Here is a 14,833-nt window from a genome sequence, read left to right on the forward strand (position 1 = left end):
TCAATTTTCTAAATCTGAATGTATTAAGGTCATAAGTTCCTGATTCAGTTGTTGGGTGTCCGCTATCAATTTATTTTGAATGGGTAGAATCATCTTAATTCCGAATAGATCGGACATCAATTTTTTATCTGTAGTAATATCCAAATCTTGAACAGCGGGTAGTTTGGTAGCAATACCTATCCAATTCGCGGCAAATTCTTTCGTAAAAAACTTGGGATAATGTTCATCAACAACCCTTCTATTAATCACCGCAACACGGTTTTGTACGCCACTTAAATAGGGATAGTTATAGTATTCAGATAAGGCGTCTCGAAGCTCACTATTATCAATAAGAGCGATACTTTCTGCAGATAACATATTGTTAAAGGCAATACGAACAGGGTCAAATACTTCGTAGTAGGTAAAGTCATTCGCATTCATATTGAAAATCTGAAACCGTTCTTCATTTGTGAGCGTGTCGACAAAAACGCGTAACATGTCTTCAACCAATTTGGTTTTGTTATCATTAAAACGCAATACCTTTAGCAGTTGTAAGGAGTCTTGCTGGAGGTTACTCCGAATTTCATGTAAATAAGCAGCTTTCTTTTTCTGTGTTTGTCGGTCGACATTCCAATTGTTAATCTGCAAGGCAATTAAAATGCCAATCACAACCAGAATAATTTCACCAATGGCATATTGAAGATACTTACCAATTTTGCCTTCTGCGAGTAGTCGGTGTCTGATATGTCTGAAGAACTTAATCATCCATGGTTCGTTTCTATAAAGATAAGATTTTAATTGAATGAGGTTTCAACCAGTTACACAATAATCGGGAATAGTGAATTTAACGTCCAACTTGGGATTTATTTTTCCAACCACTCAATTGGCTACCATGTTACCATGAAAGACCAAGCCTACCACGACTTATTTTGGCGCCTTTTGCCATTTTTGCCACACCGAACTGAGATCGACACCAGTGGCCTCAGACATGATAGGCTCAATCTCATCGTATTTAAAGGGTCTTTGATGCTCTTTTGACCAGTTCAGCAATCCGAGAATGGCATCTTTAAAAGCTGTTTTTCCATCGCTTTGTTGTTGCAGATACACATCTAAATCATGGGCCATTAAAGCACCTCTTGAAAACAGATTTTTCCCGATTCTAAAATCGGAGGCGTATTGGGTGGAAGCCAGAAGCGATAATTCCTTTAAGCTTTTGGTTTTTATAAAATCTGGAGCCGTGTCTAGGTTAGATTGCCACCAGTGTAATAGGTCTTTATTCTGAAGGATGTCATGGAAAGAGACATACCATATAAACCCTTCGTTTAGCCAGATGGTTTCAATAAGCGGTGCAACTTGCCATGCAAACGGTCGGTAACCTTCACCATAAGATCTTAAAGGCACCCATGAATGTCCGATGTGATGAATGATATTTCCTATTTCTCTTTTGCTATCATAATCCTTGGAAATATCGCGATGCGCTGTCATGCTATTGAGATGTTCCATATTAAATCCGTAGTCATGTCTTGCTGAAATAGGATTCAGATATTCATAAACCAAGGTATAATGCGGCATAGGAATGTATTCAAAATAATCCGCAAGTTGCTGTAGTCCTACTAAGCCTTTGTTTCCAATACTTTCCAAATCGATGCTGGTCTCGGCATAGGCTGCTACAAATAAGGGAATTGGCGCGTCTGGAACTTGCATTACCTGAACGTCTTTACCCAAGAGGTATTGGGCATCTACCAGTACGGCATAGTTTTCAACCTCGTAACTATCGCTTCCGAATTTGCGTTTAGTTTCAGGTCTTAAGGTACTAAAAATGGGCCACGACGGATCGGTGTTAATGGTTAACTGGATGGCTGCAGCTTCTAAACCTTCAATAAACCCAAAAACGGAATAGCCAAAAAGTCCCAAATAGTCTTTTCTGGCTTTGGAACTCGTGGAGGCATCCAATAATTCTGTTTCCATGTTTTGGAGGTCGACCGTATAGCTGACCTTGTTTATAAGTTCCTTCGTGTCCCCAAACGTAAAGTAGCTGCCATCACCAATCATTCCTGGTAATTCTTTACCTGAAGTGGTATAGGCCACAACATCATCCACATAGGCGATATAGTTAGTGAGAATATAGGTGCCTGGCGCACTTCTAGGAATGACTAAATTGGCATCACTGGCTGGTAGCGTATCAAAGCTGATGTGAATCGTGATGCTGCTGTTATTAGCTTGCTGGTTGAGCACATAGTTGAGCTGTTGCTGTGCATGGAGCTGGGTGAGCGTGATGATAAACAACCATAGAAAGATCAGTTTTTTCATGTAGATAGTATTTACGTCGGTTGCTTATTAACCAGATTGTTATTTTTAAAGGTACTACTTTTTCATCTAGTCCTGACGCAAGGGTTTCTAAACGAAATAAGGGTCAATAAGCAACGATGTCTCAGACAACAATGAGCGAAGCAGTTTCTAAAAGTTAGAGTGCGCTTCGCCATTAATACTAACAACATCCATCCTTCTGTTATTTATTTGTTGCACCTTTTTGAAGCAGATTGAGAATTACCAGGACATCCAAATTTACACCAATAGCAAAGTCCGTATCCCATTTCTGCTTTGTGGCTAAATCAAATTGTTGTTTACTTATTTCGTAGGATTCAAATTGAAAATTTTCATCGCTTATTTCAAAATCATTAATTTTTCCATAGTGCCATCCTGCAAATAAACTAGCTCCCTTGACGACTTCCCAGTTGAAACCATAAAAAATGTTCTCGAAAGTATTATCATTAATACTCAAACCAACTGCTGGATAAATTCTTTCAAATAATTTGTGATCCGAAACATAATTTCTTCCTGTAAGTTTATAATCTGGTACTTGTTCTTTTTGACCTAGAATGAATCTTTTAAATGCTAACACAGGCGAACCATAAAAGGTAGCCATTGCTGTGACCATGCCTCTACTTCCTGATTCATCTCTTTTAACATTTCCTAGATTTGGATCTGTAGCTGACGCAGAAAAGGTGAATGTTGGATTACTTAAGTCCGATTTTAATAAACCAATATCAAAGGAGCCATTGTATATTTTTATAGGTATGGTTAAAGTGTTCAGTTTTGTGTTGACCGTTTTTGCGCCATCTGTGACGCCTTTATAGACTTCAAAAGTGATGTCTTTATTAGATTCTCTCAAGGCATATTCAGAATGGTAGTAATCGTAAATTTCTCCTGCTGCTTCAAAAATAAAGTTGTCTAATTTACCAGTATTACGGAATACCAATATATCGTCAATGTCACCAGCCGTTTGTTTGACTGAATACCTGACGTTTTTCATGTTTTCTGTTTTAATAGAGGTGATGATATGTACAATATAGGTGACTTCTGGTGAGCCTTGAGGAATCGCATTTAAAATAGAATTTCCGAATCCATCCAAAAAAATATGAACATAGTCTTTACCATAATAAGTGGTGAAATTAGCGCCAGAATTATTTTCAGGAATGTAATAACCTAATCGTTTTTCATAGGCGAGATCAGGAAAATATTCTTGAATGATAGTTTCAGGCGTTTTAAAAATACCGGATTTATCCGTGTCTCCACTATCATCATCGGCAACACCATCGTCAGTATCTTCTTCAATATTCAGCTTGATTTTACTAGTAAGAATGATGGAACCACCTTTACTAATGGTAATAACTGCGCTTTCTAATGCATTAAAAGTTACCAAGTGTTTATTATTAGACGTGTTAAAGATAAAATTACTACTGAGTTGATCTGATGATAATACATAATCGCCAGCCGACAGATTGCTTGCTAAAATAGTAATGGTATTTAATTGCTCATTGTCGGTATTTATAACAGTTTCACCATTATTCACGATGGTAATTTCGTCATTTAAAGGTGGAATTTCTATTTTAAATTCTTGTGAAAACGCTTGAAAGCTCAAGACAAATACGAAAAATAAGAGTTGGTTGGGTTTCATAATATATCGGTTTATTTATTAAAAAATTTAGCGTTAAAACGGTTTAAAATGAGATTAACTGGAATCGCATAGGTATAAGAACTATCGCTACCAATAACAATTCCAAGTATGTGCAAATTTTTGGGATCAAAAATAGGAGCACCACTATCGCCTTCTTGAGAACATTTTTTCATTATAAGTAATCTTGAGGCGTATAAGGTATTATCATACCTAGTGGCTACTTTGGATCCGTTGACTTCAATGACTTGGGTAGACTTAAAGCCAGACACACTTCCAAACATTTTAAATTGGATGGATTTAATTATGTTGATATTGGAGTTATTAATACGGTAAAATCCTTTAGGTTTTCCGTGGTTGGGAATGTTGTTATTGGCAGCACTTAATTTTATTCTAACGATACCAATATCCATATAATCGAAATAGGCTTCTTCTAAATAACCTAAATCATGATTTAAAACAGCGATATCTGGAGACTTTTGTAAACTGTAATGTTTATAATAATAGGTGGTTTTTTCTCTTAAGAGATGAGGTGCCACAACATGCATATTAGAGCAAAAATACAAACGTCTGTTTCTGTATAAATAAAAGCCGAGACTTCCATATTCTGGATCGTTTTTGAGTCGTATTCTACTTCCTAAATAAGATTGGAGTTTGAGTGTTCCTGTTTCAATAACATCAGTAGGTAATATTTTTTGAGTGCCATCAATAGTTTCTATAGTAATGGTTTCAGGAAATGGTTTCGAGGGATTTTCATATTTTCTACTCACATGAAAAACTACACTATATCTTTGAACAAACTCACCATCTCTCTTTTTGTAGCCAATATGCACACCTACGAGATTATTTCCGTATTCCTCGCGCCATCCAACGAACTTTTCAGTAACATAGTCTTGTAGTTGTATGAGGTTCATTTTTTTTGAATTTAAAGTCTGTGTTAGAGACAGTTTTGTTTGACATATTGGTGCCAATCTTCGTCTTTTTCTATTTGCACAGCTCCGTTTTCTAAGGCGTGTTCGATAAATTCAGAAGGAGCGTTTTTTATTCCAAAAATGTTGACGCATTTCATTGGGACGTTATACCAATTCTTAATATTGCTGAGATTAGCATATCTTAAATCTGTATTTTCAAAATATGAATCAATAAAATCACAATTGGATAAGTCTGCTTCGTTCATATTTGAATTTACAAAACTACAGCCAAATATTGAGCCTCTTAAATTGGCTTTTGTGAAATTGGAAAAGTCAAACTTTGAATAATAAAAATTACCAAATATGGAGGCCTCAACAAAACTTGAGTATTTGAGTTCACTATGAATTAAATTAACATTTTCTAGTTGCACCTTTGATAGATCTGAATACGAAAAATCTAAGCCATTATTATGATTTAAATCTTCCATGTCTATACCACTATCAAGCAATGAGGTTAACAATTGACCCTTTTCTGGACTCAAAGGTATACTAATGAGAATGCCATCATTATTAAGATATCGATAAGGTCTCAATGATCTCGTTAAGGATACAATTCTACCAGCCAACCTATCAGAAAGGGTGTAAACTTCCAAGGTGTCACGATTTCTTCTTCGCTTTCTCCGACCAATACTTTGTATAGACTCTCCTTGCTGGGTAATATAGCGTGTTCTTGAAGCTTCTAGTTGATATTGTGCCTCATCCATTTCTTCATCAACTTCATCCAAGATGCTCGTTAATTCAAATATCAATGCAGCTCTTCTATCGGCTTCTTGCAAATAAGTTTGTTGATCCAGCCTGTTGTTTTGAGCATTTATCAGTTCATTTTGGTTATCGATACGTTCATTTTGTTGCGTCATTATTTCATTTTGATTGTACAAAAGAAGCGTTCCGAGTAAACCTCCAAATGATACAAACAACGCTTGAAAGATGATAACAGTCCATTGTCTAACTTTTAACCATGAATACCAGGCGGCAAGTTTTCTTGATATGTGATTACTTTCTCTTTTTACGACATCATTATTTTTTGTCAAAATCCCATCAACCAACAATCCCAGAGAGTTGTTAAGCCCAGTGAGTTCTTCATTTTCTACCCCAAAAAACTCTCTATTGATATTTTTTCGCAAGTAGAAAACGGCGATAAAAAAAACACCAACCAAGCAAATAATCACTCCAACAACAATCAATAATAGATTGATGTTTTTAGAGAAAAAATCTAAGGTGATATTGGCGAACGTGGCACCTAAGATGATGCCAACAAAAGCTGCAAGAAGTATGTAAACTTTATGTCTCATTTTTTGATTATCATTTTTTTAGCGGTCATGGCTTTAATGAGCTCCATGGTTTAACAATTTACTTTGCAAGTACACACCAAACTAACACGAGCTTTCAGTGCAAACTGTGCGATAGCAAATTTTCAGAAGTAGGCGAGAACTAGTCCATTACTTACAGCTGTTTTTGGGCGTTCGTGCTTTTTGTTTTTAAGCCCATCTTCTAATAGCTGCAACAATACTTTCTGTATTCCACTTTACATCTTCTTTTGACCTAGATGTTACAACTGTTGAAATTCGTTCAGCTCCTCTTGGTGCAACACCAATTATTGGTACATTATTTTTGATAGCTGTATCTAATTCCCAAGCCATCCATTCACTATGTGATGCATAAATTCCTGCAATACCTAAAACCACATCTGAATTTCTTATTTTTTCCCTTAATCGTGTTTTGATATATTCTGCATTAACTGAATTAATAGGAACGTCAGGTGATGCTTCTTCAAATTGTACGTTAAAATATCCACGATTTTCAAGTAAAGTTTGTAAACTTTTAAGGTCTGACACATAAGACCATGAATGACTAATAAAGACTTTGTAAACTCTTGCCATATTTTTTATTTTAATAATTCTTTTAAGTGATTTAAAGACTTTTCATAGGTCTCTTGTTGCCAATCTACAGGATTTAATTCTTTAAATTTCTTTTCATACAACTGATGATTTTCCTCATCTTCAATTCCCATGTAGCAATTAGATAAAGTTGCGTAAATCCACATTAAATCACTTCTTATCTCAAAATCTTCATCTTCAGCTAATTTTTGGATAATTTCAATGATTTCTTTTCTTGTTTTTTTTGCAGAAAAATTTAAGTATATTTTTTCGTCTGGATTTACCGTTATGCTTGCTTTAAGGTTCAGACATAAAGCATAATTTTCTCCTGTATAATAATCTTGATTAATTGTAAATCCTCTTTTGTAATATTCGATTGCTCTGTCAAGATATTCAATATCTACATTATTATTTTCCCAAAGTCTTTTGTAAACAGCACCTGTAATTCCAAGTGTTTCTGGGTCAATTGTATTCCTGTCGTCAGGCTCTAATTGTTTTATAATGCCTAGAGCGTCAATTAATGCAATATTTGAACTGATTGTCTTGTCTTTGTATGTGCAAAGAGCAAGTTGCTGAACGAAGTAAGTATCATTCTCAACTTTATCCACTAATTTCTTCCAAAACTTTTTGGCTTCTTTGAAATTACTATTGTTCATTTCGTATTTAGCCTTTTCAGTCAGAGCAAATATGCTTTTTTCTTTATCAGCTAATTCTTTAATTACTTGTATATATTCATCTTCTGGTAATGAATATGGTTTTACTCCTCTAATATGATGAAACAAAGGACTGTCGGTTTCTTGACTTTTATCTATTTCAAGTATCAAGTTTGTTAGATGTTTGACACATCTTTCTGCTTCTTTACTACCAATATCTTCACCCATATGAGAGTAAGTAAAGGTCTTGTTATGATTAATATCGAACGGAATATTTCCATCCTTTTCTTTCATGACAATTGTCGAATAAGGTCTTGCTGCGTGTCTAATACCTAGTTCATAAATTGCATTAGGATTAAATGTTGTAATGTCAGCAATAACAAGGTCAGAGTGTATCAGTAATGCATACATGCTTTTATCAATTATTCCTGATTCCAACACTTCGTCACCTCTAATACAAGTGTAACCTGCATTTTCAACAGATGGTTTTATAATTGTATTGTAGGTTACGTCTAAATCAAACGTTTTCCCCAAAGTCGGGTCGGTTTTTTTTCCGTATCCCATTATTACAAAGCAAATTTTTTCCATTTAGTTTTTTTTTCGCATGACGCATAACGGTCTCGGCTATGAGTAGTTGCGTGGTTTAGCACTTAACCTTGCAAGTACACACCAAGCTGAAAATCCGCGAAGATTTTCAGAAGTGGGCGAGAACAAGCAATTACTTATAGCCATTGTTAGGGTAAGTTATTTTATTATTTCAATAATCGCTTTAGAGTTAAATCCAATAATTTCATCAGCTGTTTTCTCTAAATATTTCGGAATTTTGTTAGTATTCCAAGGTCTTACCACAATTACTTTTTTTCCTAGTGATTTTGCTAGTTCGACCTCTTTTTTTATCCAATACTTATTTGAATAACTACCACCAAGAACAAGCAGACATCTACTATAAAGCAATTGGTTTTTAATTTTATTTTCAATTTCCTTTTCGTTTTTTAAATCCTCTGCTTTGTCTAATGAAATACTGTGATTATAATATTCAAAACCTTGCTTTTCGAATCCTTTAATAAGATTATTGTAATCTTTGTTATGTTTCCAAGAATGACTTACAAAAATCCGAGGTTTTCTTTTCTTTCTTTTTTCTAGATAATCATCCTCTTCACTAAAGTTATTACCAACTAAATAGTCTATTAATTTTGAAATTAGATGAGCAAAAAGCAAAACACCTCCAATAGAAATTATTAGTTGTAACCAAGAGGAATTAATTGAATTATTATTTGTCATTTATTTTCGTCTTTGAGCTAGCCACAAAGTATGTTCACGAGAAATTGCATTTTCTGAATCCAATACAAATTCTGCTAATTCTAAATCTGAATTGATATTACCAAATGATGCTTGAATAAAATTCAATTCTTGTGCTGCGGTTGTGTAAGCTTGTTTAAGTTCTTGATGCTGCTTTAATTGAAGCCAACTAATTGCTGAAGCAGAAATAGTTGTAAATAAGCCTACTAAATTCCAATTAGATTCAGGATACTTAACAAGAAAAGCTACGCTTATAATGGCTATTAATTGAGATATGATTATTACTAAAAACCAATTATTATACTTTTTTTTATTAAACTCTGCTTTAGAAGAATACCAGTCTTTTTGATCATTAATTCTATTTTCAATATAGTATTGCTTTCTTTCTAAAGTATTTAAGTTTCTTATTTCCCACATTTTATCTGTTATTACGGGAAGCACCACAATTTTTGCGTTTAAAGAATCATTTAATTCTTTAAATTCTTTACTTAATTCCCTTACTCTAGATATAAAATAGTCTTCTACTTCTTGTTTAGTTAAATCATTTACGAAGCTTTCAGAACAAGTCACAAATCTCCAAGATAAAGTTTTACAAGATTCAGCTAATGCTCTTCCTTGATACCAGACATCTTCAAATTTTTTCGTTCTTATAATTAATGTTAAAGCAAAACTTATGAGTAAGAAAATACCAGAAATTACATAAACAATTAGTTTAGGTTCAACTTTCTCGTAATTATAAATCGCAAGAGTAGATGCGACAATCATAGTAATCAAATCGTTTGCTATAATATTTTTATAATTTTTTTGAGCAGATAGAGAAGCTTCGTCAGAAGCTTGATATAAACCTGGGAAATCTTTAAACTCCATTATGGTCTTACTTTAGTTTTACTTGATATGTCACTAGATCTTTTGTCAAAAGCTTTGTCTATGTAATAATTAGGGTTTATTTTAAAATCTGACCATTTGACTAAAACACAATATCTATCATCTTCACTCCAAGCACACTTGTTATTAGGTATATAATAATTATAGCTAAATTCCTTAATTATTGTCGAATCCTTTATATTAACATAAGTATGTGAGTTTCCACAAGTATCACAAATACCAGAGCCTGTATAAATAGAATCATACATTGATGGCAAGACAACACCTAAAATCCCACTTTTTGAATTATTTTGTCCATTATAAAGTGAAGCTTGAAGTTCACGTTTTATAAACCTTTGCTCATCCCAACCTAAATTTTCGGAACTCCTAGTGCCAATTAGACAAATTGTGACTGTTGAATCGGAAAGATAATCTTCTCTTATTTTTCTCATTATATAGTCTTCATCATCTGAATCAATAGGCTCATTGAGTGATTTGTCAATCATTTCAACATCCAATTCTTCTTGAATGTGCTTTTTATAATCTTCATCTTCCGTTTTAAATGTTATAAAACATTTATGTCCCATAATTCTGTTTTTAATTATTGCCAACACCCTATATTCCATTATAAACTTACCATATCCCAATCTAAGACACGGTTATAAGAACAAAGGCGTTAGTGCTAAAATTAAGATTTTAACAAAAGCCAGTCCATACGTAGTTCTACGTATTTTTTGGAAGTCCGTAAATTTACGGGTGTATTTACTTGCGGTATAGAAAGTAGTTGTTCACCAAATCGATGTAGATGCGTTTGGCTTCGTCTTGGGTCACATCCTGCACCTGGAATAGGGCATTGGTCTTAAAGGCATTGATAATAGGCTTGCTACTGCTGGGCCGTCCGTAGTCGTTGGTGGCTTTTTTGTAGTAAGCGTAGAGACGTAATAAGAAATCGGCAGGAAAGGGTTCCGTATGCGCATTGATACGATCCACGGCTGCAAGAAATTCGGTATGTAACTCCTCTGACGTCATAACTTTTCGGCGATAACCGTCTCGCCACCTCGCACTTTTTGGTTGAGCTGTACTTTAATATCGGCATCTAAAGGTAAAAATAAATCAACGCGCGAACCAAATTTAATAAATCCAGAATCGGCACCTTGTATAGCCTCGTCATTTACTTTGGCATAGTTTACAATGCGTTTCGCTAAAGCACCAGCAATTTGTCGGTACAGCACCTTTCCGAAGTTCTTATTGTCAACTACGACGGTCGTACGCTCATTTTCCTCACTAGCCTTAGGATGCCAAGCCACCAAATATTTTCCTGGATGGTACTTGCTAAAGCTCACTTTTCCGCTAATAGGATAGCGGGTAACGTGTACATTAATGGGCGACATAAACACAGATACTTGAATGCGTTTCTCTTGAAAGACTTCCTTTTCAAAGACTTCTTCAATCACCACTACCTTGCCATCTACAGGCGAGACCGCTGTATGGTCTTCTAATTGGGTATGACGTTTCGGGTTTCTAAAAAACTGAAGAATCAAAATGAGTAGAATCACCATACCTATCATTAAGAGCAGTCGCAACCAAGGCAGCTCGATATAAGTGTCTATGAGTAAAATGGATCCCATCACAATCACGAGTGTGATGAATATTATTTTATAACCTTCTTTATGAAACATAGAGTATCAATCTTAAAAATAAAAATATAAATGGTGCCGCAAAGATAATACTATCCAAGCGATCCAATAAACCACCATGGCCTGGCATAATCACACCACTGTCTTTTACCTGCGCCATCCGCTTGAATTTGGATTCAATCAAATCGCCAAGCGTCCCGAACACACTTACAATAATACTTAATATTAGCCAATTGGTAAAGTTTAGGGTCTCTGTAAAGTTAGCAATAAAATAGCTGCCAATACAGGCGAAAAAGAGGCCTCCTAAAAAGCCTTCAACGGTTTTCTTTGGAGAAATACTCGGAAACAGTTTTTGCTTTCCGAAGTTCTTACCAACCAAAAAGGCAAAGGTATCATTCACCCAAACCAAAATAAAAGCACCTAATAAAATGAGCGGAGAAAAGGTATCATTAAAATTCGAAATGCAAATCAAGAAAACAAAGCCGCTGGATAAATAAAAGGTGGTGATGATAAAGCGTTTGGAACTGAATAGGGGAATGGTCTTTTCTGAAAATAAGTCCTTGATAAGAATGAGCTGTACAAATATGGTGATGACCAATAGGATTTGCGTGGCTTCATTTAAGCCATCACTAGAATTAGCAATCAATTCCCAATAGGCAAAGCCGAAATAGAGGATACTAAAGACGATATAGGGCCAAAAGCTTTTTAATTGGATGAGTTTTTTAAACTCTGCCATACAGACAAGTCCAAATACAAAAAAGAGACCGATAACTGCATGCTGCCAATTCAAAGCGATGATGAGTAGCGATACGTAAAGTATTCCAGAGAGTGCTCTTGTAGCGATTTCTTTCATCTATAAATCTTCAAGGAGCAACAAATATAAGTTTTTTGAGCTACTTCCGTATGTTAGAAAGTCTTTGTCCTCTACGGTTTTGAAATGTTTGATTGTCGTGATGTTAGTTGGAATTTTCTCGCGATTTTTACCTTTGATACCACGCAGGCCTTCGCCGATGTTTTGTACAAACTGACTGGTGGTGGCATAAATCACAAAATTATCAGGCAGTTCCTTGAGTTTCTTTTCAGCAATTTGATTGGAGGAAATAAGTAAGGAACCGTCGTCAGAAATAAGGTATTCACAGGTGGAAAAGAAAAAGCTACTTTCAGAGATGCGTTTGGTGGTATTAAAGTCGAAATCCTTAAACAAATCATTTAAGCGCTGATCGAAGAGTAAGACCTTGTCATCTTCCCAATTATTTTCCTTTAAAATAGCGTTTAAGCTACTATGAACCTCTTCCATATTTTCGCAATAGAGAAATTTACCGCCATTCGCCTTAAAGTTTATAGTGAATTGTTCATCGACAGGCAGCTTAATTTCAGGCATGTACTTGCCTCTCTCTTCGCTTTTTATGTTGTCTTCAGGGGTGTTTTTAAGACCGAAGATTTTACGAAATAGACTCATGTATTAGGGTAGCTATTAACCTTATTGATTTCATGTAATTCTCAAATATAAAAAAACTTAAACTAATGATAAATCAATTTAAGTTTTTTATATGATTAAAGTTACGTGAATCGGCTTATTCTTCTTCTTGTACCTCTTCTTTAGAATCGTCTTTGACTTCTAATTTTTTAGGCGCTACTTTTTCCGGTTTTTTGAAAGGGCGTTCCCCAAAAATTTTCTCTAGATTATCCTTGAAGATGACTTCTTTTTCTAAGAGGACTTCCGCTAATTCGGTAAGTTTATCCTTATGCTTTTCTAAGAGGTCAATAGCACGTTGGTATTGCTCTTCAATAATGTTTGAAATCTCCTTATCGATGAGCTCTGCAGTTTGTTCACTGTATGGCTTGGTAAACCCGTATTCTGATTGTCCTGAAGAATCGTAGTAGGTCAAGTTACCTACTTTATCACTCAAACCATAAATGGTCACCATGGCACGTGCTTGTTTGGTCACTTTTTCAAGATCACTCAAGGCACCTGTTGAAATTTTATTGAAAATCACTTTCTCCGCGGCACGACCTCCTAAAGCGGCACACATTTCATCGAGCATTTGCTCCGGACGAACGATCAAGCGCTCTTCTGGAAGGTACCAAGCTGCTCCTAGTGACTGTCCGCGTGGTACAATCGTCACCTTTACTAAAGGTGCTGCATGTTCCAACATCCAACTCACCGTTGCGTGACCAGCTTCATGATACGCAATGGCTTTCTTTTCATCTTTAGTGATGATTTTATTTTTCTTTTCAAGACCACCTACAATACGATCCACCGCATCTAAGAAATCTTGTTTATCTACCGCTTTTTTGCCATTACGAGCAGCAATTAAAGCCGCTTCATTACAAACATTGGCAATATCAGCACCTGAGAATCCTGGTGTTTGCTTCGCTAGGAAGTCGACATCTAGTTTTTCAGATTGCTTGATAGGTCTTAAATGCACTTCAAAGATTTCTTTACGTTCTCTAACGTCTGGTAGATCCACAAAAATTTGTCGGTCAAAACGTCCAGCACGCATTAAGGCTTTATCTAAAACATCTGCTCGGTTGGTGGCTGCCAATACAATCACGTTGGTATTGGTTCCAAAACCATCCATTTCTGTCAGCAATTGGTTTAAGGTGTTTTCACGTTCGTCGTTAGAACCTGAGAAATTACTTTTCCCACGTGCTCTACCAATGGCATCAATCTCATCGATAAAGATAATCGCAGGTGATTTTTCTTTAGCTTGTTTAAACAAATCCCGAACACGAGAAGCACCAACACCTACAAACATTTCAACAAAATCAGATCCTGATAGCGAAAAGAAAGGGACTTTAGCTTCACCAGCAACGGCTTTAGCTAATAAGGTTTTACCGGTTCCTGGTTGTCCAACGAGTAAGGCACCTTTTGGGATTTTACCACCAAGGGAGGTGTATTTTTCTGGATTTTTAAGGAAATCAACAATCTCTTGGACTTCTTCTTTGGCACCTTCTAAACCAGCCACATCTTTAAACGATGTTTTGACGTCGGTTTTTTCATCAAAGAGTTTGGCTTTGGATTTACCGATGTTAAAAATTTGTCCGCCAGCACCACCACCAGAACCACTAGACATACGTCTCATGATAAAAATCCAAACGCCGATGATTAAAATAAACGGCAATAAGGTGATGAGTAAGTTTCCGAAGAGGTTATCATCGGTATCATATTTGACTTCAACGGCAGAGTTATTCTCGTTGATAATCTTGTCGATATCATTTTCAAAATTTTGTAGATCACCAAACTCAAAAGTATAATTGGGTTGTGGTGAAAATGGCATGATATTATTAGGTTTCGCCTTTTTATGGACTTCTTTATCAAGTGCTTCTTTGGTTAAGAATACCTTGGCCACATGCGTATTTCTAATGATCTCTATCTTGGCAACATCATTATTTCTGAGATATTCCTTAAAATCTGAAGGGGTAATGGAATTTACGGTCGAGTCTCCAAAACCACCAGAGAACAATTGAATTGCTAAAAATGCAGCAATAATGAATCCGTAGATCCAATAAGGGCTGAATTTTGGTTTTTTATTGAGGTTTTTATTGTCTTTTGCCATTTATGCTTGCACCACTATCGTGGTTTTTTATTTGAAAT

The 14,833-nt window shown here is 35.4% G+C and carries 15 protein-coding genes; all 15 read right to left on the reverse strand.

The window, feature by feature from the left end; all coding sequences use genetic code 11:
* Positions 1–744, reverse strand: a complete 744-nt coding sequence (locus tag ACU8DI_RS12135; protein ID WP_447113046.1) for a DUF6090 family protein — start codon at positions 742–744, stop codon at positions 1–3.
* Between the two features lie 159 nt (positions 745–903).
* On the reverse strand, positions 904–2,289 hold the full coding sequence (locus tag ACU8DI_RS12140) for a M61 family metallopeptidase (protein ID WP_447113047.1): 1,386 nt from the start codon (positions 2,287–2,289) through the stop codon (positions 904–906).
* Positions 2,290–2,488: 199 nt separating this feature from the next.
* Positions 2,489–3,937: a hypothetical protein gene (locus ACU8DI_RS12145; protein ID WP_447113048.1), complete on the reverse strand. Its 1,449-nt coding sequence runs from the start codon at positions 3,935–3,937 to the stop codon at positions 2,489–2,491.
* Positions 3,938–3,948: 11 nt separating this feature from the next.
* Complete coding sequence (locus ACU8DI_RS12150; protein ID WP_447113049.1) at positions 3,949–4,848, reverse strand: hypothetical protein; 900 nt, start codon at positions 4,846–4,848, stop codon at positions 3,949–3,951.
* 23 nt (positions 4,849–4,871) lie between these two features.
* On the reverse strand, positions 4,872–6,197 hold the full coding sequence (locus ACU8DI_RS12155) for a pentapeptide repeat-containing protein (RefSeq protein ID WP_447113050.1): 1,326 nt from the start codon (positions 6,195–6,197) through the stop codon (positions 4,872–4,874).
* A 186-nt stretch (positions 6,198–6,383) separates the two neighbouring features.
* Entirely contained in the window at positions 6,384–6,785 is a 402-nt protein-coding gene (locus tag ACU8DI_RS12160) for a TIR domain-containing protein (RefSeq protein WP_447113051.1), read from the reverse strand.
* A 5-nt stretch (positions 6,786–6,790) separates the two neighbouring features.
* Complete coding sequence (locus ACU8DI_RS12165) at positions 6,791–8,023, reverse strand: tetratricopeptide repeat-containing protein (protein WP_447113052.1); 1,233 nt, start codon at positions 8,021–8,023, stop codon at positions 6,791–6,793.
* A 156-nt stretch (positions 8,024–8,179) separates the two neighbouring features.
* Positions 8,180–8,716 (reverse strand): TIR domain-containing protein, encoded by a 537-nt coding sequence (locus ACU8DI_RS12170; RefSeq protein WP_447113053.1) that lies wholly within the window; start codon positions 8,714–8,716, stop codon positions 8,180–8,182.
* Positions 8,717–9,601, reverse strand: a complete 885-nt coding sequence (locus tag ACU8DI_RS12175) for a DUF4231 domain-containing protein (protein ID WP_447113054.1) — start codon at positions 9,599–9,601, stop codon at positions 8,717–8,719.
* On the reverse strand, positions 9,601–10,185 hold the full coding sequence (locus ACU8DI_RS12180; protein ID WP_447113055.1) for a TIR domain-containing protein: 585 nt from the start codon (positions 10,183–10,185) through the stop codon (positions 9,601–9,603). The genes ACU8DI_RS12175 and ACU8DI_RS12180 overlap by 1 nt, the downstream gene beginning before the upstream one ends.
* Before the next feature lie 175 nt (positions 10,186–10,360).
* Positions 10,361–10,627: an acyl-CoA-binding protein gene (locus ACU8DI_RS12185; protein ID WP_447113056.1), complete on the reverse strand. Its 267-nt coding sequence runs from the start codon at positions 10,625–10,627 to the stop codon at positions 10,361–10,363.
* Positions 10,624–11,277, reverse strand: coding sequence for a phosphatidylserine decarboxylase family protein (locus tag ACU8DI_RS12190; protein ID WP_447113057.1), 654 nt, complete (start codon positions 11,275–11,277; stop codon positions 10,624–10,626). Before ACU8DI_RS12190 ends, ACU8DI_RS12185 begins: the two co-directional genes overlap by 4 nt.
* On the reverse strand, positions 11,267–12,088 hold the full coding sequence (locus ACU8DI_RS12195) for a phosphatidate cytidylyltransferase (protein ID WP_447113058.1): 822 nt from the start codon (positions 12,086–12,088) through the stop codon (positions 11,267–11,269). The genes ACU8DI_RS12190 and ACU8DI_RS12195 overlap by 11 nt, the downstream gene beginning before the upstream one ends.
* Positions 12,089–12,694: an LUD domain-containing protein gene (locus ACU8DI_RS12200; protein ID WP_447113059.1), complete on the reverse strand. Its 606-nt coding sequence runs from the start codon at positions 12,692–12,694 to the stop codon at positions 12,089–12,091.
* A 115-nt stretch (positions 12,695–12,809) separates the two neighbouring features.
* Positions 12,810–14,795, reverse strand: a complete 1,986-nt coding sequence (gene ftsH / locus ACU8DI_RS12205) for an ATP-dependent zinc metalloprotease FtsH (protein ID WP_447113060.1) — start codon at positions 14,793–14,795, stop codon at positions 12,810–12,812.
* Positions 14,796–14,833: the final 38 nt, after the last annotated feature.

The organism is Psychroserpens sp. BH13MA-6, assembly GCF_052983595.1.